Raw genomic sequence first — 16746 nt, forward strand, 5'->3', positions numbered from 1 at the left:
ATGCCCGCTAACAATGCGGTCACCCAGCCTATTCGTTCGCGCAGCAGATTCGAAGGGCGCGGTCGGACCGCAAGACGCGGTCCGACCGGCATCCGCCTCAGTAACCGAGGCCCTTCTTGCTGTCGTAGATCTTCTGCGGATCGTCGGCGGCGGTATAGAGCTTGGATTCGGTCTGGATCCACTTCGGCGGAACCGTGCCCTTGTCCTTGAACGCCGCAATCGCATCGAGCGCGGGGCCGGCCATGTTCGGCGTCAGCTCGACAGTCGCATTGGCCTCGCCGGCGGCCATCGCCTTGAAGATGTCGGGGACCGCATCGATGGAGACGGTGAGGATCTCCTTGCCGGGCTTGAGCCCGGCTTCCTTCATCGCCTGGATCGCGCCGACCATCATGTCATCATTATGCGCGTAGACCGCGCAGATCGACTTGCCGCCGCCTTCGGCCTTGATGAAGCTCTCCATCACCTCCTTGCCCTTGGCGCGGGTGAAGTCGCCGGTCTGGCTGCGCACCACCTTCAGGTTCGCATGCTTGGCGATGGCGGTGTCGAAACCCTTCTTGCGGTTGGCGGCGACGCTCGCGCCGACCGTGCCCTGCAATTCGACGATGTTGCAGGCTTTCGTCCCCACAGTCTTGGCCAGCCAGTCGCCGGCCACCTCGCCTTCGTGCACGCTGTCGGAGGTGACAGCGGTGAGATAAAGATCCTTGCCCGAGGGATCGATGTCACGGTCGAGCAGCACGACCGGGATCTTGGCCTCCTTGGCTTCCTTCAACACCGAATCCCAGCCCGTCGAGACGACAGGCGCAAGGAAGATCGCATCGACATTCTGCGCGATGAAGGAGCGGATCGCCTTGATCTGGTTCTCCTGCTTCTGCTGCGCGTCGGCGATCTTGAGATTGACCTTTCGCTTGGCGGCTTCCTGCTTGGAGACCGAGGTCTCGGCCGCGCGCCAGCCGGATTCCGACCCGATCTGCGAGAAGCCGATGGTGAGCTCGGCGGCATTCGCCGGCAGGGCGAGCAGCAACGCGGTCGTGGCGCTGGCCGCAAAGAGGGCTTTGAGGGTCATCAGGCGTGTCTCCTAAGATGTTTATTTGGGGGCGCCGATTGGTAGCATGGCACCCGCAGGCCAGCCTTCGAGCCGGCGACAGGCACTATTTCACGGAAACCCAGCGCCGTATAGTCATATTATTTTACTATTGAGGTGAAAGGAGGAGGGATGCGGGCTTCGCGCAGACGACACGCTCAGCGGGATTTTGTTCCGGCGATACAACGGGAAGATGAAGGAAATTATACGGCTCGGCTGCCGCCGCCGGGCTGGTGCGGACCATCCACGCCTGACCCAGCGGGACAAAGGACGTGGATGCCCGGGACAAGCCCGGGCATGACGACCTTCTGCAAATTCGCTTATGCGAAATTGAAAACGCAGGGACGCTAAATCAGCTTCCGCTGCGCCAGGTTCTTCATCAGCGCACCGATTCCAAACGTCCACGGCTCGCACTCGTCGCTGGTGCGCATGCGGTTGACGAGCTTGCCGAGCTGGGGCGCGGCGATCGTGACGATGTCATCGCGCTTGTGGGTGAAGCCCTGTCCCGGCGCATCCCGGTCCTCGACGGGAGCGAACATCGTGCCGAGGAACAGCACGAAACCATCTGGATATTGATGCACCTTGCCGATGGTCTGTTCGACGAGATCTGTCGGATCGCGGCTGATCTTGCTGATCGAGGAATGGCCGTTGAGGACGAAACCGTCCTGTCCCTTGACGTTCAGACTTATGTCCAGCTTGCGCGCATCGTCGAGCGAGAACGTATCGTCGAACAGGCGCAGCAGCGGGCCGATCGCGCAGGAGGCGTTGTTGTCCTTGGCCTTCGACAATAGCAGCGCCGAGCGGCCCTCGAAGTCACGCAGGTTCACGTCGTTACCGAGCGCGCCGCCGACGATTTTGCCGCGGCTCGAGACGAACAGCACAAGCTCCGGCTCGGGGTTGTTCCAGGTCGATTTCGGATGCAGGCCCGCATCCATGCCGGTGCCGACCGACGACAATGTCGGCGCCTTGGTGAAGACCTCGGCATCAGGACCGATGCCGACCTCGAGATACTGGCTCCAGGCGTTCTGGTCGATCAGCACCTGCTTCAGATGCATCGCCTGGTCGGAGCCGGGCTTGAGCTTCGAAAGATCATCGCCGATCAGGCGCGTCACTTCTTTGCGGATCGCTTCGGCCGAAGCCGGATTGCCCTTGGCGCGCTCCTCGATCACGCGCTCCAGCATCGAGATCGCAAAGGTGACGCCGGCGGCTTTCAGAGTCTGGAGGTCGACGGGGGCAAGCAGCCACGGTTTTTGAGGATCGCGCTGGTCCGGCGGCGTATTGGTGACGATCGCCTCGAGATCGCCGATCCTCTCACCCTTGGCCGCCCTAAGCGCGTTGGCTGGATCGTCCGCTTCGCAAAGCGTACTGATGGTGGGAAACTCTGCGGTAACATCGAAGACGCCGTCATCACGTATAGCGACGACGGCGGGGCCATTCACCTGCGGGAGCCAGACGCGGCCGGCCAGCGTTCCCCGCGTACCGTCCTCGGGGAGAAGGTCTTTAACCGTCAATGTCGTCATGGCCGCGTCCTCGCTGTTTTCGGATCGGCCGCGTTGAACGCTGGCCGGTCACATTAGCGAAGACCAATAAACGTCTGGCGCGGGATGTCCAGAGAGGCGGCACGCGCTGTCACTTGAACCAATGCACCAGTGCAATGCTGATGCCAAGCAACAGCATCAGCGACAGCGTCACGGCTGCTGTCACCCTGCCCCCGACATTCGCCAACACGCGCACGTCGACGCCGAGGCCGAGGGCCGCCATGGAGACCACGGTGAGAAAGGCGGTGATCTTCGTCACCGGTCCGACCACCGTGGCCGGCACGATCTCCAGGGAGCGCAGGGTCGCCAGCGCGAGGAAGCCGAGGATGAACCACGGCACAAGCCGAAAGAAGCCGACATTGGTCTTCTTGGCATCGCTATGCCAGCGCGAGGCAACCAGCGAGAGGCCGACGACGACCGGCCCAAGCATCAATACGCGCATCAATTTCACGAGCGTGCCGATTTGCGTGGAGACGAGTCCGGCCGGCACCGTCGCCGCCAGCACCTGCGGGACCGCATAAACGGTCAGGCCGGCGAGAATGCCATATTGAGTGGCCGATAATTGCAGAAGCGGAATCAACAGCGGCAGGCCCAGCACCATCATCACGCCCAGGATGGCAGTGAAGGAGATGGAGGATGCGATCTCGTCGTTGTTGGCACCGATGATCGGCGCCACAGCCGCAATCGCCGAATTGCCGCAGATCGAGTTGCCGCAGGCGATCAGGATCGACAGCCGTGTCGACAGTCCGAGCATGCGGCTGAGCCCGAAGGAGACGCAGAGCGCGATCACGACGACGGCCGCGATTGACGCGAGCAGCGCGATGCCCGAGGCGGCAATGGCGGCGAAACTGATGGAGGCCCCCAACAGCATGACCGCGACTTCGAGGAGCTGTTTGGCGCTGAAGGCGATGCCGGCCTGCCAACGCGGCGCGGGCTTCCAGAAGCTGCGCAAGGCCATCCCGAGCAGGATCGCCATCACCAGCGCCTCGACATAAGGATGCTCGAAGACGCCGAGTTCCGCCCGCTCGAGCAGGGCCGAGACACCGGCGACTAGAACGCAGAGGAGAATGCCGGGAATCAGTGCCGCAATACGGCTCGCGGCGGTGGCCGGTTTGGCATCGGCCGGGCTGGATGCTTGATTCTGCGACACAAATCTCTCCCAGAGGAGAAAGATTTATACGCAGCGCGCTTCCGTTGGGGAATAAGCTTTCGACATATCAGGCCCGAGGGAAGTTCTATCCTCAGCCCGGAATATTCTATCCTCAGCCCGAAATAATCGACCCTAGAAGATCAGGCTCTTGGCCAGCGAAGCGACGCGGCTGAAGCCGTCATAGATGCCGGGCTCGAAGAAGGCAGCGCGGGCAAGCACGATACCCGCAACCAGCGACCAGAACAGACCGGTGCCGGCCCGCAGCAGGAGCTTTGACGTACGCGACCGCGGCTGGGTGTCCGTCGCGGACACCAATTGCTCGCCGAAGGGTTCAAATCCGGTACGTTCCATGGCTCTGGCCAACCCATCAAATTCTGATGGGAATGTCGTCTTTTCGGCCCCAAACGGCAATGGAAGCGATTGGCGTTTTTGCCCTCCGGAGGAAAAACTCCTTCCGTTCGATAACCCCGGCACAATAGTTTTCTTCTTCGGCCTATTGAGACACTGGCGGTCCGGCCTACAGGGCCAGATACCTGCGCCGGATCGCCTCATTGGCCTTCAGCTCGTCGATTCCGGCGGCATAGACGATCTGGCCCTTGTCGATGATCGTGGCGTGGCTCGCCAGCCCCAGGCAGAAATGCATGTTCTGCTCGGCGATCAGCACCGTCGATCCGAGCGAACGGAGCTGCCGCAACAATTCACCGATCCGCTGCACGATGATCGGCGCGAGGCCCTCGCTCGGCTCGTCGAGCAGCAGGAGCGCGGGATTGCCCATCAGCGTGCGCGCGATCGCGAGCATCTGCTGCTCGCCGCCCGAGAGACGTCCGGCGATGCGATTGCGCAGCGGCTCCAGAAGCGGAAAGACCTCGTAGATGCGTTTGATCGGCCACTCGTCCTGGCCCTGCGGTCCCTTCTTCCTCCCGATGACGAGATTGTCCTCGACCGTGTGCTCCGGAAAGATCTGGCGGTCCTCCGGCACGAAGCCGAGGCCGGCGCGCGCGATGGTGTGCGGCTTCAGGCCCGAGATCACCGCGCCGCGCAGGTTGACCCTGCCCCTCCGCGGCGGCGCCAGCCCCATGATCGCCTTCATAGTCGTCGATTTGCCGGCGCCATTGCGGCCCAAGAGCGCCATGGTCTCGCCTTGCCGCACCGACAGGTTGACGCCGAACAGGATCTGGCTGGTGCCGTAATAGACGTCGAGATCGGCGACTTCGATGACGGCTGCGTTCATGCCGCAGCTCCCGCATGCTCGGTGCCCAGATAGGCCTCGATCACCGCGCTGTTGCTCCGGATCTCGTCGGGCGTGCCGGTGGCCAGGATGCGGCCGTAGCAAAGCACGACGATTTTTGGCGCGATCTTGAACACGATGTCCATGTCGTGCTCGATGAAGACGACCGTAATTTTCTGCGTCTCCCAGAGCTCACGCACCTTGTCGATCATGCGCCAGCGCTCCTCCGGGCCCATCCCGGCGGTTGGCTCGTCCAGCAGCAGCACCTTTGGATCGAGCACCAGCGCGAGCGCGATGTCGAGCAGCTTCTGATCGCCGTGCGAGAGCGTCGCGGCGGTGCGATGGCGTTTGCCGGCGAGGCCCAGCAGCTCCATCACATGCTCAGCACGGTCGCGCATCTCCGGCAGCGGAAAGCGCTTGTGCAGCACCGCCGAGGTGCGCTGGTCGGCACTGACGGCGGCAAGCATGGTCTCCTGCACCGTGAGCGATTTGAAGATGCTGGCAACCTGGAAGGCGCGGCCGATACCGTGGCGCACGATCTCCGGTGGCGAGCGGCCGGCGAGATCGACGCCGTCGAGCAGCACCTGGCCGGAATCCGGCCTCAAGGCGCCGGTGATCAGGTTGAAGAAGGTGCTCTTGCCGGCGCCGTTCGGGCCGATTACCGCGGTCAGCGAGCCGTCCGGAAAGTCGAGCGAGACGTCGTTGGTCGCCTTCACGCCGCCGAACGATTTTGCGAGGTTGCAGATCTCGAGCATCGCTAGCGCCCCTCGCCTGCGTCGCGCCGCTGCGCAAACCATTCGGCGGCGAAATCCAGGAGACCTTTGCGCAGGCCCAGCGCGAAGAACAGGATGACGACGCCAAGCACGATGCCGTGATACTCGGTGAAACGTGTGACGGTATCGTTGAGCAGAAGCAGCAGCACGGTGCCGACCATCGGCCCGAGGAAGGTCGACACACCGCCGAGCATGTTGATGAAAATGCCCTCGCCCGAGATCGTCCAATAGGCGAATTCCGGATAGGCGCCGGACACGAACAGCGCCATCACCATGCCGCCCATCGACGCGAACAAAGCCGCCAGCACGAACACGGTGAGCTTGGCGCGCCAGACGTCGATGCCAAGGAAGCTCGCGCGCGCGGCGTTGTCGCGGATCATGCGCAACGTGTAGCCGAACGGTGATTGCGCGATCTGGCGCATCGCGAGCAGGCCAAGGATCAGCAGCGCGCAGCTCGCGACATAGAGATGGACGTGGTTGGCAAGGTCAATGCCGAGGAACGGCGGCCGCGGAATGCCGCCGCGCAGACCCTGGTCGCCGCCGGTGAAGGAGGCCCAGGACAATATGGTCGAGTGGATCAGCATCTGGAATGCGAGCGTCACGAAGGCGAAGTAAATCTCCTTCAGCCGCACGCAGATGGCGCCGATGATCGCGGAGACTATTGCGGTGATCGCCAGCGTCGCGACGAAGGCGACGGGAATCGGCACGCCGAGCTTCTGCATGATGAGGCCAAAACTGTAGGCGCCAAGCCCGAAGAACATGCCGTGGCCGAACGAAGTCAGGCCGGTATAGCCGACCAGCAGATTGAGCGACGTCGCAAACAGGCCGTAGGCCGAGCAGCGGATGACGAAATCGAGCAGCGCCTTGCTGCCGGTGAAGAGCGGCAGGCTCGCCAGCACGGCAAGGGCGATCAGCGCGATCAGGACGTCACGGTAGCGCCGCAGTACGGCACCGCTGCGCACCGGCGCCAGCGTTTCGGCGCGACCGGCCTCGAGCTCGGTCATGCCGCCTCCCTGCCGAACAGGCCGGTAGGTTTGGAGACCAGCACGATCACCATGAAAAGATACATCAGGCCTTCCGTAAACAGGGGAAAGCCGAGCGAGCCGAACGAGCGGATCAGCCCGAGCAGCAGCGCGCCGATCAGCGCGCCCAGGATCGAGCCCATGCCGCCGATCACGGTGACGATGAAGGACTCGATCAGCACGGAAAATCCCATGCCCGGCGTCAGCGACCGCACAGGAGCCGCCAGCGCGCCGGCAAGACCCGCCAGCATGCCGCCGAGCGCGAACACGCCGCCATAGATCAGGCCGGTGTTGATGCCGAGCGCCGAGACCATGCCGGGATTGTGCGCGGCCGCGCGGATCACCTTGCCGATGCGGCTGCGCGACAATCCGATGCCGAGCACGACGGCCGCAAGAAGCGCGACACCGATCAGCAACAGATAATAAGGCGGCACCACGCCACCGGCGATGAATAGCGGCATCACCTGGAACGCGGACGGCATGCCCATCGATTTGAACTCCGGTCCCCAGATGATGCGCACGACATCGTCGAAGATCAGCACGAAGGCATAGCAGACGAGCAGCTGCATCAGCACGTCGGCGCCGTAGACGCGGCTCATGAAGACGCGCTCGAAGATCAGGCCGAGGATCGCGGTGCCGGCCGCGCCCGCCAGCATGGCGAGCGCAAAACTGCCGGTGAGCTGATAGGCCGTCATCGCGAAGTAGGCGCCGAACATGTAGAAGGCGCCGTGGCTGAAATTGACGACCTTGAGCACACCGAAGATCAGGGTCAGCCCGACCGCGACGAGAAACAGAAGCATGCCGATGATGAGGCCGCTGGTGGTTTGCGTCACCAAGCAGGCGGAGCTGGCGAGGCAGCCGGCGAGCGCGTCGAGATCCACGAGAGCACTTTCATTGCGGCGCGCCTGACACGGCGCGGAAAACGAAAACGGCGGAGAGGGTCATCCCTCTCCGCCGCGGCGTCAGGTGTAGCCCTTGCTCTTCTTCCATTCGGCCTCCAACTCGAAGATGGTCTTCCAGTCGCCGGCCTTGACCTCCGGGACATAAGGCTCCTGCGGGATGGTGGTGCCCCAGCCGATGGCGTAGCCGACCAGGGTGTGGTCGTCGCCGCGCATTGTCACAGTGCCGTCGGCGCCGAACGGGCACCTGATGGTGAGGCCCTTCAGCACCTCCGCGATCTTCTTGCCGTCGGCGGAGTTCGCCTTTTTCGCGGCTTCACTGAGGAACATCACCGCGGTGGCGTTCTGCCACGACCAGTTGGTCGGATATTCGTTGTACTTGGCCTTGTAGGCATCCCCCCAGGCTGCGTTCTCCGGCGTGGCCGGGAACGTCTTGATGTAGCGATTACCGGAATGGATGCCCTTCGGCAGGTTCTTCACCACCGTGAGCGCTGTGTAGTCGGCCATGTTGACTGCGAACACCTCCATCTGGCTGAACATCGCGTAGATGTTGGCTTGGTCGATGTAGGAGGTGAGATCGCCGCCCCAGAGGCAGGAATACAGCGCCTGCGGCTTGGCCTGGAGGATCTTCGTCACCACTTCGGTGTAGTCGGGCTGGAACAGCTTTGGCCAGGACTCGCTGACGATTTCGACGTCGGGCGCAAAGCGCTTCAGATACAGCGTGAACTCTCCGGTGGTATCGCGGCCGTAGGCGTAGTCGGGCGAACACGTCGCCCACTTCTTCAGGCGCTTGGCTTTCGCGATCGAAGCGGCATAGCTGCCGCCGACGATGGAATCGTGGATGCCCTGGCGCACGCAGCGGAACGCATTCGGGATGTGCTGCTTGGGATCGGCCGTCAGCGAAGATGCTTCCGAGCAGGTGTGGACGCAGAGCACGCCGAGATCGCGCGCGACTTCATGCACCGCGAACGATCCGGAGGACGCCTCGCCGTCGAGCAGCAGTTCGCAGCCGTCGGTGTTGACGAGTTCGCGCGCGACGCGGGCGGCTTCCTGCGGCTGGCCCTTGGAGTCGCGGATCACCATCTCGATGTGCCGGCCGGCGAGGCCGCCGGCGGCGTTGACCTTCTCGACCTCGAGCATCACCGCATTGCGCGAGGACGTGCCGAGCTGCGCGACACGGCCCGACAGGATCGTCGGCATGCCGATCTTGATGGTCTTGGCTTGCGCACGCGCCACCCAGGGCGCGGCAAACGTGATCGCGCCGGCGCCCATCAGCGCCAGCGTGGAACGGCGGCTGATGCCCGGCGTGCGGGTTCTCGTCATTTTCCCTCCCTCTTTCGGGTCGGCGTGTCCTGATCCCTGCCGGAGATCGTCTCGTCTCCGTGATCCCAAGGATTTCAGAGGGTGGGGGGTGACGTCAAGCCAAAGATGAATTACGAGTCAGAATTCATCAAGGGAGGAAGTGAGGTCGGTAACCGGCCCAAAACCCGGCAAATGATCAACCTTTCGAGCTTCATCGCCTTCCATGCCCGGCGCACGCCGGACCGGCCCGCGCTGAAATACCGCGGTGAGGAGATCGCTTACGCGATGTTCGACGCGCGCATCCGGCAGGTCGCCGGCTGGCTCGCCGCGCAGGGCATCGGTGCCGGCGATGTCGTCGCCGTGCTGATGAAGAACAGCGCGGCATTCCTGGAGCTCGTCTTCGCCACCAGCCATCTCGGCGCGGTGTTCCTGCCGATCAATTTTCGCCTGTCCCGCAACGAGGTCGACTACATCGCCAGCAATGCCGGCGCGCGCCTTCTGATCGTCGACGAGGAATTGGCTGCGAATGCAGCGGGCGCGAACATCGTCGTGCTGAACGAGACCGCGCAGCAGAGCGTCACCCATCTCGCAGGCAACACGACCGCTGCGCCGATGCATGTGCGCCAGCCCTCCGACCTGATGCGGCTGATGTACACATCTGGCACGACAGACCGCCCCAAGGGCGTGATGCTCACTTACGATAATTTCTACTGGAAGTCGGCCGACCAGACGATTGCGCTGGCCTTAAGCGCCGATACGCGTCTTCTCGTCATCGGTCCGCTCTATCACGTCGGCGCGCTCGACCTGCCAGGCATCGCAGTGCTCTGGCATGGCGGATTCATTCGCATCGAGCGCAATTTCGAACCGGAGGCGGCGCTTGCTTCTATCGCAGAAGACAAGCTCAACGCTGCCTGGTTCGCGCCCGTCATGACCACCGCGATGCTCACCTGCCCCACCCGCGACCGCTACGACGTCTCCAGCCTGCAATGGGCAATCGGCGGCGGCGAGAAGACGCCGGAGGCACGCATCCGCGCCTTCGCCGAATATTTCCGCAATGCGCGCTACATCGACGCCTATGGACTCACCGAGACCGTCGGCGGCGACACCTTCATGGAGAAAGGTCGCGAGATCGAGAAGATCGGCTCGACCGGTCGCGCCATTGCCCATGTCGAGATCGAAATCCGCGACGAGAACGGCAACAAGCTGCCGCCGAACGTCAATGGCGAGATCTGCCTGCGGGGTCCGAAGATCACGCGCGGCTATTGGAGAGATCCGGAGAAGACGGCGTCCGCCTTCTTCGGCGGCTGGTTCCGCAGCGGCGACGTCGGCTATCTCGACGACGAGGGCTTCCTCTACCTGACCGACCGCAAGAAGGACATGATCATCTCCGGTGGCGAGAACATCGCCTCCTCCGAGGTCGAGCGCATCATCTACGATTTGCCCGAAGTGCGCGAAGTCGCGGTGATCGGCCTGCGCGATGCGCGCTGGGGCGAGCGGCCGGTCGCGGTTGTCGTACTGACTGAGGGCGCGAGCCTCGACCTCGCTGCCCTCACCGAGCATTGCCGCGCGCGGCTGGCGAGTTTCAAGGTGCCGAAACAGCTGGTCATCCGCGGCAGCCTGCCGCGCAATCCGTCAGGCAAGATCCTCAAGCGCGTGCTGCGCGCCGAGTTGGAGACCTCCGAATGACGCAAGCGACTGCAAAGGTTACCAAGCTGAACCGAATCGAGCGCAACGCCTGGACCAAGCAGAAGATCTTTGAGGCTGCCACGAAAGTCGTCGGCAAGCATGGCTATGCCGAGGCCTCGGTCGCGCGCATCACCGAAGAAGCCGGTGTCGCGCAGGGTACCTTCTACAACCATTTCGATAACCGCCAGGAACTGCTCGACCAGCTCCTACCAAAAATCGGCCTCGACATGGTCGAGTTCATCCGCGTCCGCACCGGCAATGCGCACGCGGCGCGGCAGGAGATCGAGCGCTTTGCCGCCTTCTTCGACTTCATCCGCGAGGTGCCTGAATTCTTGCGCATCCTCAACGAGGCCGAGTTCTTCGCGCCCATCGGTTACCAGAAGCACCTCGACAACATCTCGACCGCTTATGTGCGCATTTTGCGCCGCGCACGGCTTGCCGGCGCGATCGAAGATTACACCGACGAGGAGTTCGAGGCCATCGTTCACATGCTGATGGGCGCGCGCGGCTATCTCAGCCGCCGCTACTCCTATTCGGGAGGCGGCGTCACCGCTGTGCCCGATCACGTCTTCTCCGCCTATCGCAAGCTGATGACGCGCGGCCTCTTCAGGGCCAGCGGAGATCAGGACACGCCATGAACATCGAATCTCCGCACAAACCGCTCGACCTCGCCTCCGCAATCGCCGAGGGCGATATCCGCTGCCTTCTGATGGTGCTGGTGCACATGACCGGCGACGAAAAGTGGCTCGAACCACCCTATCTGCCCAAACGCGACATCCGCCTCATTCCCGATCCCGAGGCCGGCGTGCCCCGGGAGATCCAGGACGAGATCCGCACCGCCGTGGTCAGGCTCTTCTCAGATGGCACGCCAAAACCCGTGATCACCGATCCGGGCGAGGAGCTGCTGCTGAGGATGATGCGCGCTTGCCTCGGCGAGAATGTCGCGCCGGAATATGCACCTTTGATGCGCGAGGAGATGGGTTTTGTGCCGCGCGAGGCGTGCTGGACGAAGCGCCCCTCCGACGAAAAGCTTGCCGACCAGCATGTGCTGATCGTCGGCGCCGGCGTCTGCGCCATCGCGCTCGGCGTGGCACTCGGCCATCTCGGCATCCCCTACACCATCGTCGAGAAGAATGCCGAGCTCGGCGGCACCTGGTGGATCAACCGCTATCCCGGCTGCGGCGTCGACACGCCGAACCACTCCTATTCCTACTCTTTCGGCTCGCGCAACGCATGGACGCGCTATTTCTGCCAGCGTGAGGAGCTACTCGGCTATCTGCAGAAGGTCGCGGACGAATACGGCATTCGCAAGCATCTGCGCGTCAACACCGAGCTGACCTCATCACGCTGGGATGAAGAAAGGCAACGCTGGATTTCGACGCTCAAGACCGAGAACGGCGCGGAGACTTTCGAATCCACCGCGCTGGTCTCGGCCATCGGCCAGCTCAACGATCCCTCGCGCGCCCGCTTCAAAGGCGAAGAAGAGTTCAAGGGCACGATCCTGCACTCGGCACTATGGTCCGACGACATCAACATCGACGGCAAGCATGTCGCCGTGATCGGCACCGGCGCGACCTCGATGCAGCTGGTGCCGTCGATCGCCACCCGTGTGGCCTCAGTCACCGTCTACCAGCGCAGCGCGCAATGGGCGCGGCCGGTGAAGGGCTATGCCGATCCGATCAGTGACGGCGCGCGCTGGCTGCTGGCGCACCTGCCGTTCTATGTGCAGTGGTACCGCTTCAACATGTTTTGGCGCTATGGCGATGGCCTCCTGCCCTTCCTGCGCAAGGACCCGGCCTGGCCGCATCCCGAACGCGCCGTCAACAAGGGCAATGACCGGCACCGCCAGGAGCTGACCGACTTCATCCTGTCCGAGCTGAAAGATCGACCCGACCTGATCGAAAAATGCGTGCCGACCTATCCGCCTTACGGCAAGCGCATTCTGCTCGACAACAACTGGTTCAAGACTTTGACGCGGGACAATGTCGAACTCGTCACCGACGCAATCGACCATTTCGACCGGGACGGCATCGTCACCGCCGACGGCACACACCGCCACGCCGACATCATCGTGGTCGCGACCGGCTTCAAGGTCACGGAGATGGCGGCGCGCCTCAACATCAGCGGCCGCGACGGCAAAGATTTGCGCGATGCCTGGGCCAACGACAATCCGACGGCATTTCTCGGCCTCACCGTGCCGGGCTTCCCGAATTTCTTCTGCATGCTCGGTCCCAATTCCGGTCCTGCCCACGGCGGCAGCGTCATCTTCCAGTCGGAGTGCCAGAGCCGCTACATCTCCGCCTGCCTCGCCGACATGATCGAGCGAGATATCGCGGCCATCGAGGTTCGCCAGGACGTGCTCGATGACTATCTCCGCAAGGTCGATGCCGAGCACGAGGCCATGATCTGGACCCATCCCGGCATGAGCACCTATTACCGGAATGCAAGCGGCCGCGTATTCTCCGCGATGCCGTGGCGGTTCGTAGACTACTGGCGCATGACCCACGATCCGGATCTGAGGCAATACAAGCTGACGAAAGCGTGACTCTTCTGCCGAGGCAGATTAGGCGTCAGCGCAACCACTTCCCACGTCGTCATTGCGAGCGTAGCGAAGCAATCCAGAATCGCTCCTCGGAGACACTCTGGCTTGCTTCGCTGCGCTCGCAATCAGAAAACCACTCAGGCCGCCAGCCCAGACTCCACCGGAGCGAATTCCAGCCCCAGACTCTCCGCCACCGCTTTGTTCGTAATCCGGCCGCGATGCACGTTGAGGCCGTTGCGCAAGTGCGGATTTTCCAACACCGCGGCAAAGCCCTTGTTCGCGAGCATCAGGCCGAACGGCAGCGTCGCATTGTTCAGCGCCTGGCTTGATGTCACCGGCACCGCGCCCGGCATGTTGGCGACGCAATAATGCACCACGCCATCGACCTCATAGGTCGGCTCCACGTGCGTAGTCGGATGCGATGTCTCGAAACAGCCGCCCTGGTCGATCGCGACGTCGACCAGCACCGCGCCCGGCCGCATCGATGTCAGCATCGCGCGCGTGACGAGCTTCGGCGCGCTGGCACCCGGCACGAGCACCGCGCCGATCACGACGTCGGCAGCGAACACCTCCTCCTCGACCGACTCGATCGTCGAGAAGCGGGTGCGCACGCGTCCGGTAAAGAGATCGTCGAGTTGGCGCAGACGAGGAATCGAGCGATCGATCACCGTGACTTCCGCACCGAGCCCTGCGGCCATCCGTGCCGCCTGCGTTCCCACCACGCCGCCGCCGAGCACGACCACCCGCGCCGGCTGCACGCCGGGAACACCGCCGAGCAGCAGCCCGCGGCCGCCAGCCGACCGCCTGAGCGCGGCGCCGGCGGCCTCGATGGCGAGGCGGCCGGCGACTTCGCTCATCGGCGCGAGCAGCGGGAGGTGACCGCTCGCGTCCGTGACGGTCTCATAGGCGATCGCGGTGCAGCCCGAGGCAAGCAGGCCCTTGGCCTGCTCCGGGTCGGGTGCAAGATGGAGATAGGTAAACAGGACCTGGCCTTCGCGGAGCTGGGCCCATTCGCTTTTCTGCGGCTCCTTCACCTTCACGATCATGTCGGACTTGGCGAAGACGTCACGGGCGCTTTCGGCGATCGTGGCGCCTGCCCGCCGATACACGTCGTCGGAGGCGCCGATGCCGCTGCCGGCGCCGGTCTCGACCGTCACCCGGTGGCCGGCCGCGACATATTCACGAACCGCGCCCGGAGTGAGCCCGACGCGATATTCCTGCACCTTGATCTCCTTGGGCACACCGACCCGCATCTTCAGCTCCTTCCCAACGCCTTGATTCCGTTCATCATCGTAGCGATGGCGGCGGTTTGGTTTCGTGCAAATATCCGCTACGTTCATGCCTAGCGCGCCGGTTTCCGGCGCGGGAATGCCCTTTCACGCTGGAAACGAAACCTTGGCCCTCGACCGGAAAGACCTCGCCATCCTCGCCGAACTCACGACCAATGCGCGGGCCAGCCACACCGAGCTTGCCAACAAGGTCGGACTATCGAGCACTGCGCTGGCGCGGCGGCAGAAGGCCCTGGAGGACGAGGGTTACATCCAGGCCTACCAAGCGGCGCTCGATCTTGCGCAGTTCGGCCTCACGACAACGGTGCTGGTCCGGATCGCGCTGGAGAGCCAGAGCGACGATGCGCTCAAGGCATTCGAGGCGGAGGTGGTGAAGTGCCCCTCCGTCGTGCGCTGCTTCCTGATGTCGGGCACCGACGACTACATCCTGATCGTTCTCGCCCGCGACATCCAGGATTTCGAGCGCATCCACCGTACCGAGCTGTCGCGCCTGCCGCGCGTCGCCCGGGTGCAATCGAGCTTCGCGCTGCGCGAGATCGTCAATCGCGCCGTACCGACTGTGGTGTTCGGCGAGGCGAAGCGCTGATCTCGTCCGGGCGACGGGCTAACCGACCGGGAACCAAGCACCCCGTCATCCGTTGGGCGCTATTGGCCAGCGGCGGCAACGCATCCTCGAGTCGGCATCCAAACTTGCTCAGCTCGGCCTCTCCGCAGGGAACAGAACATGGCCGATATCACGGATCAGATCCCCGAACGCATTCCGATCAACCTTATCGTCAATGGCGTCAGGCGCACACTCGAGGTCGTGCCGTGGACCACGCTTCTGGATGCCCTGCGTGACCGTCTGGAATTGACCGGCACCAAAAAAGGCTGCGATCACGGCCAATGCGGCGCCTGCACCGTGTTAATCGACGGAAGACGGGTCAATTCGTGCCTGACGCTCGCCGTCATGAAGGATGGCGCCGAAATCACGACGATCGAAGGCCTTGCCAAGGACGGCGCCCTGCATCCCCTGCAACAAGCCTTCATCGATCACGACGCATTCCAATGTGGCTATTGCACGCCGGGACAGATTTGCTCGGCGGCCGGCCTCCTGGCCGAAGGCCACGCCAGGGGCGCCGACGAGATCCGGGAATTGATGAGCGGAAATCTCTGCCGCTGCGGCGCCTACCCTAACATCGTGGCTGCGATCGAGCAGGCAATGAGCCGATCATGAACAACTTCCAGTATTCCCGCGCAAGCGATGTCGCCGACGCCATTCGCCTGCTGGCCGCCGATCCGAACGCGAAGCTGATTGCCGGCGGCACCAATCTTATCGACCTGATGAAGGAGAATGTCGAACGGCCCTCCCGGTTGATCGACATTTCCCGCCTGCCGCTCCGCGACATCGAGGAGACCGACGATGGCGGCCTGCGCATCGGCGCCTTGGTGCCAAATTCGGATCTCGCCTACCATCCGCTGATCGAGCAGCGCTATCCCCTGCTCGCCAGCGCCATCTTGGCCGGTGCCTCCGCGCAACTGCGCAACATGGCCTCGGTCGGCGGCAATCTGATGCAGCGAACGCGCTGCGCCTACTTCTATGACACGACGACGCCTTGCAACAAGCGAAGCCCGGGCACCGGCTGCTCGGCACTCGATGGCCTCAACCGCAACCACGCAATCCTCGGCACCAGCTCGTCCTGCATCGCGACCAATCCATCCGACATGAGCGTGGCGCTGGCCGCGCTCGGCGCGCTCGTGCACATCGCAGGCTCGACCGGTGAGCGCACCCTCGCCCTGACCGATTTCCATCGGCTTCCGGACGACAAGCCTCATGCCGATACAAATCTCGGCAGCGGCGAGATCATCACCGCAATCGAGCTGCCGCCGCGCGGCTTTGCCAGGAACTACAGCTATCTGAAGATCCGCGACCGGCTGTCCTACGCCTTTGCCCTGGTCTCGGTCGCGGCCGCGCTCGAACTGGAGGGCAACGCAATCATCGAAGCGCGCCTGGCGCTCGGCGGCGTGGCCCACAAGCCTTGGCGAAGCCTCGAGGCCGAGGCGGCGTTGCGCGGCCAAGCGGCAACGCCGGATCATTTTGGGCGCGCCGCCGATCTGCTGCTGCAGGGAGCAACCGCTCGTTCGCATAATGGATTCAAGATCGAGCTCGCGCGCCGAGCCGTCGTTCGCACACTGATGCAGGCGACAAGCGCCACGCCGCAATCACAAGCTCACAAGAAGATCGCATGAGGGCCCG

The 16746-nt window shown here is 63.5% G+C and carries 16 protein-coding genes; 6 read left to right on the top strand and 10 right to left on the bottom strand.

Annotation, left to right across the window (positions count from 1 at the left end; genetic code table 11):
* Window positions 1–97: 97 nt before the first annotated feature.
* The 9 genes from ytfQ to IVA78_RS13070 form a co-directional block, all read right to left on the bottom strand.
* Window positions 98–1063, bottom strand: a complete 966-nt coding sequence (ytfQ, locus tag IVA78_RS13030) for a galactofuranose ABC transporter, galactofuranose-binding protein YtfQ (RefSeq protein WP_247278231.1) — start codon at window positions 1061–1063, stop codon at window positions 98–100.
* A gap of 365 nt (window positions 1064–1428) precedes the next feature.
* Window positions 1429–2601, bottom strand: coding sequence for a fumarylacetoacetate hydrolase family protein (locus IVA78_RS13035; protein ID WP_247278232.1), 1173 nt, complete (start codon window positions 2599–2601; stop codon window positions 1429–1431).
* 109 nt (window positions 2602–2710) lie between these two features.
* Window positions 2711–3769 carry a putative sulfate exporter family transporter gene (locus IVA78_RS13040; RefSeq protein ID WP_247278233.1) on the bottom strand — a complete coding sequence of 353 codons (1059 nt, stop codon included), beginning with the start codon at window positions 3767–3769 and terminating at the stop codon, window positions 2711–2713.
* A gap of 132 nt (window positions 3770–3901) precedes the next feature.
* Window positions 3902–4120 (bottom strand): hypothetical protein, encoded by a 219-nt coding sequence (locus tag IVA78_RS13045; RefSeq protein ID WP_091892324.1) that lies wholly within the window; start codon window positions 4118–4120, stop codon window positions 3902–3904.
* Between the two features lie 166 nt (window positions 4121–4286).
* The gene (locus IVA78_RS13050; protein ID WP_247278234.1) at window positions 4287–5000 is read right to left on the bottom strand and encodes an ABC transporter ATP-binding protein; all 714 of its coding nucleotides are present in this window, start codon (window positions 4998–5000) and stop codon (window positions 4287–4289) included.
* Window positions 4997–5752 carry an ABC transporter ATP-binding protein gene (locus IVA78_RS13055; protein WP_247278235.1) on the bottom strand — a complete coding sequence of 252 codons (756 nt, stop codon included), beginning with the start codon at window positions 5750–5752 and terminating at the stop codon, window positions 4997–4999. Before IVA78_RS13055 ends, IVA78_RS13050 begins: the two co-directional genes overlap by 4 nt.
* 2 nt (window positions 5753–5754) lie before the next feature.
* Window positions 5755–6774 carry a branched-chain amino acid ABC transporter permease gene (locus IVA78_RS13060; RefSeq protein WP_247278236.1) on the bottom strand — a complete coding sequence of 340 codons (1020 nt, stop codon included), beginning with the start codon at window positions 6772–6774 and terminating at the stop codon, window positions 5755–5757.
* Window positions 6771–7673 carry a branched-chain amino acid ABC transporter permease gene (locus IVA78_RS13065; RefSeq protein WP_247278237.1) on the bottom strand — a complete coding sequence of 301 codons (903 nt, stop codon included), beginning with the start codon at window positions 7671–7673 and terminating at the stop codon, window positions 6771–6773. Before IVA78_RS13065 ends, IVA78_RS13060 begins: the two co-directional genes overlap by 4 nt.
* Window positions 7674–7754: 81 nt before the next feature.
* Window positions 7755–9014: an ABC transporter substrate-binding protein gene (locus IVA78_RS13070; protein WP_247278238.1), complete on the bottom strand. Its 1260-nt coding sequence runs from the start codon at window positions 9012–9014 to the stop codon at window positions 7755–7757.
* A gap of 171 nt (window positions 9015–9185) precedes the next feature.
* On the opposite strand from IVA78_RS13070, the gene IVA78_RS13075 reads away from it, so the two are divergent.
* Genes IVA78_RS13075 through IVA78_RS13085 form a run of 3 tightly spaced genes read left to right on the top strand, consistent with a single transcriptional unit; the run spans window position 9186 to window position 13224 of the window.
* Window positions 9186–10679 (top strand): AMP-binding protein, encoded by a 1494-nt coding sequence (locus IVA78_RS13075; RefSeq protein ID WP_247415392.1) that lies wholly within the window; start codon window positions 9186–9188, stop codon window positions 10677–10679.
* On the top strand, window positions 10676–11317 hold the full coding sequence (locus IVA78_RS13080; protein WP_247415394.1) for a TetR/AcrR family transcriptional regulator: 642 nt from the start codon (window positions 10676–10678) through the stop codon (window positions 11315–11317). The genes IVA78_RS13075 and IVA78_RS13080 overlap by 4 nt, the downstream gene beginning before the upstream one ends.
* A complete protein-coding gene (locus IVA78_RS13085; protein WP_247465517.1) occupies window positions 11314–13224 on the top strand; it encodes an NAD(P)/FAD-dependent oxidoreductase in 1911 nt (636 codons plus the stop codon). Before IVA78_RS13080 ends, IVA78_RS13085 begins: the two co-directional genes overlap by 4 nt.
* Window positions 13225–13358: 134 nt before the next feature.
* Here IVA78_RS13085 and ald read toward each other — a convergent pair whose 3' ends face one another.
* Complete coding sequence (ald, locus tag IVA78_RS13090) at window positions 13359–14474, bottom strand: alanine dehydrogenase (protein ID WP_247278242.1); 1116 nt, start codon at window positions 14472–14474, stop codon at window positions 13359–13361.
* A 142-nt stretch (window positions 14475–14616) separates the two neighbouring features.
* Between ald and IVA78_RS13095 the strand changes: the two genes are divergently transcribed.
* The 3 genes from IVA78_RS13095 to IVA78_RS13105 all read left to right on the top strand — a co-directional run bounded on the left by IVA78_RS13095 (window position 14617) and on the right by IVA78_RS13105 (window position 16739).
* A complete protein-coding gene (locus IVA78_RS13095) occupies window positions 14617–15096 on the top strand; it encodes an Lrp/AsnC family transcriptional regulator (RefSeq protein WP_201759988.1) in 480 nt (159 codons plus the stop codon).
* A gap of 138 nt (window positions 15097–15234) precedes the next feature.
* Window positions 15235–15726, top strand: a complete 492-nt coding sequence (locus IVA78_RS13100; RefSeq protein WP_247415398.1) for a (2Fe-2S)-binding protein — start codon at window positions 15235–15237, stop codon at window positions 15724–15726.
* Window positions 15723–16739: a xanthine dehydrogenase family protein subunit M gene (locus IVA78_RS13105; RefSeq protein WP_247415400.1), complete on the top strand. Its 1017-nt coding sequence runs from the start codon at window positions 15723–15725 to the stop codon at window positions 16737–16739. The genes IVA78_RS13100 and IVA78_RS13105 overlap by 4 nt, the downstream gene beginning before the upstream one ends.
* Window positions 16740–16746 lie beyond the last annotated feature (7 nt).

Source organism: Bradyrhizobium sp. 137, assembly GCF_023074095.1.
Classification (GTDB): Bacteria; Pseudomonadota; Alphaproteobacteria; order Rhizobiales; family Xanthobacteraceae; genus Bradyrhizobium.

Bases quoted from the DNA above. Each gene is read 5' to 3' on its own strand.
- IVA78_RS13105 (WP_247415400.1), top strand. From the start codon at position 15,723: ATGAACAACTTCCAGTATTCCCGCGCAAGCGATGTCGCCGACGCCATT.
- IVA78_RS13035 (WP_247278232.1), bottom strand. From the start codon at position 2,601: ATGACGACATTGACGGTTAAAGACCTTCTCCCCGAGGACGGTACGCGG.
- IVA78_RS13070 (WP_247278238.1), bottom strand. From the start codon at position 9,014: ATGACGAGAACCCGCACGCCGGGCATCAGCCGCCGTTCCACGCTGGCG.
- IVA78_RS13055 (WP_247278235.1), bottom strand. From the start codon at position 5,752: ATGCTCGAGATCTGCAACCTCGCAAAATCGTTCGGCGGCGTGAAGGCG.
- IVA78_RS13060 (WP_247278236.1), bottom strand. From the start codon at position 6,774: ATGACCGAGCTCGAGGCCGGTCGCGCCGAAACGCTGGCGCCGGTGCGC.
- IVA78_RS13045 (WP_091892324.1), bottom strand. From the start codon at position 4,120: ATGGAACGTACCGGATTTGAACCCTTCGGCGAGCAATTGGTGTCCGCG.
- IVA78_RS13085 (WP_247465517.1), top strand. From the start codon at position 11,314: ATGAACATCGAATCTCCGCACAAACCGCTCGACCTCGCCTCCGCAATC.
- IVA78_RS13050 (WP_247278234.1), bottom strand. From the start codon at position 5,000: ATGAACGCAGCCGTCATCGAAGTCGCCGATCTCGACGTCTATTACGGC.
- IVA78_RS13080 (WP_247415394.1), top strand. From the start codon at position 10,676: ATGACGCAAGCGACTGCAAAGGTTACCAAGCTGAACCGAATCGAGCGC.
- IVA78_RS13100 (WP_247415398.1), top strand. From the start codon at position 15,235: ATGGCCGATATCACGGATCAGATCCCCGAACGCATTCCGATCAACCTT.
- ald (WP_247278242.1), bottom strand. From the start codon at position 14,474: ATGCGGGTCGGTGTGCCCAAGGAGATCAAGGTGCAGGAATATCGCGTC.
- ytfQ (WP_247278231.1), bottom strand. From the start codon at position 1,063: ATGACCCTCAAAGCCCTCTTTGCGGCCAGCGCCACGACCGCGTTGCTG.
- IVA78_RS13075 (WP_247415392.1), top strand. From the start codon at position 9,186: ATGATCAACCTTTCGAGCTTCATCGCCTTCCATGCCCGGCGCACGCCG.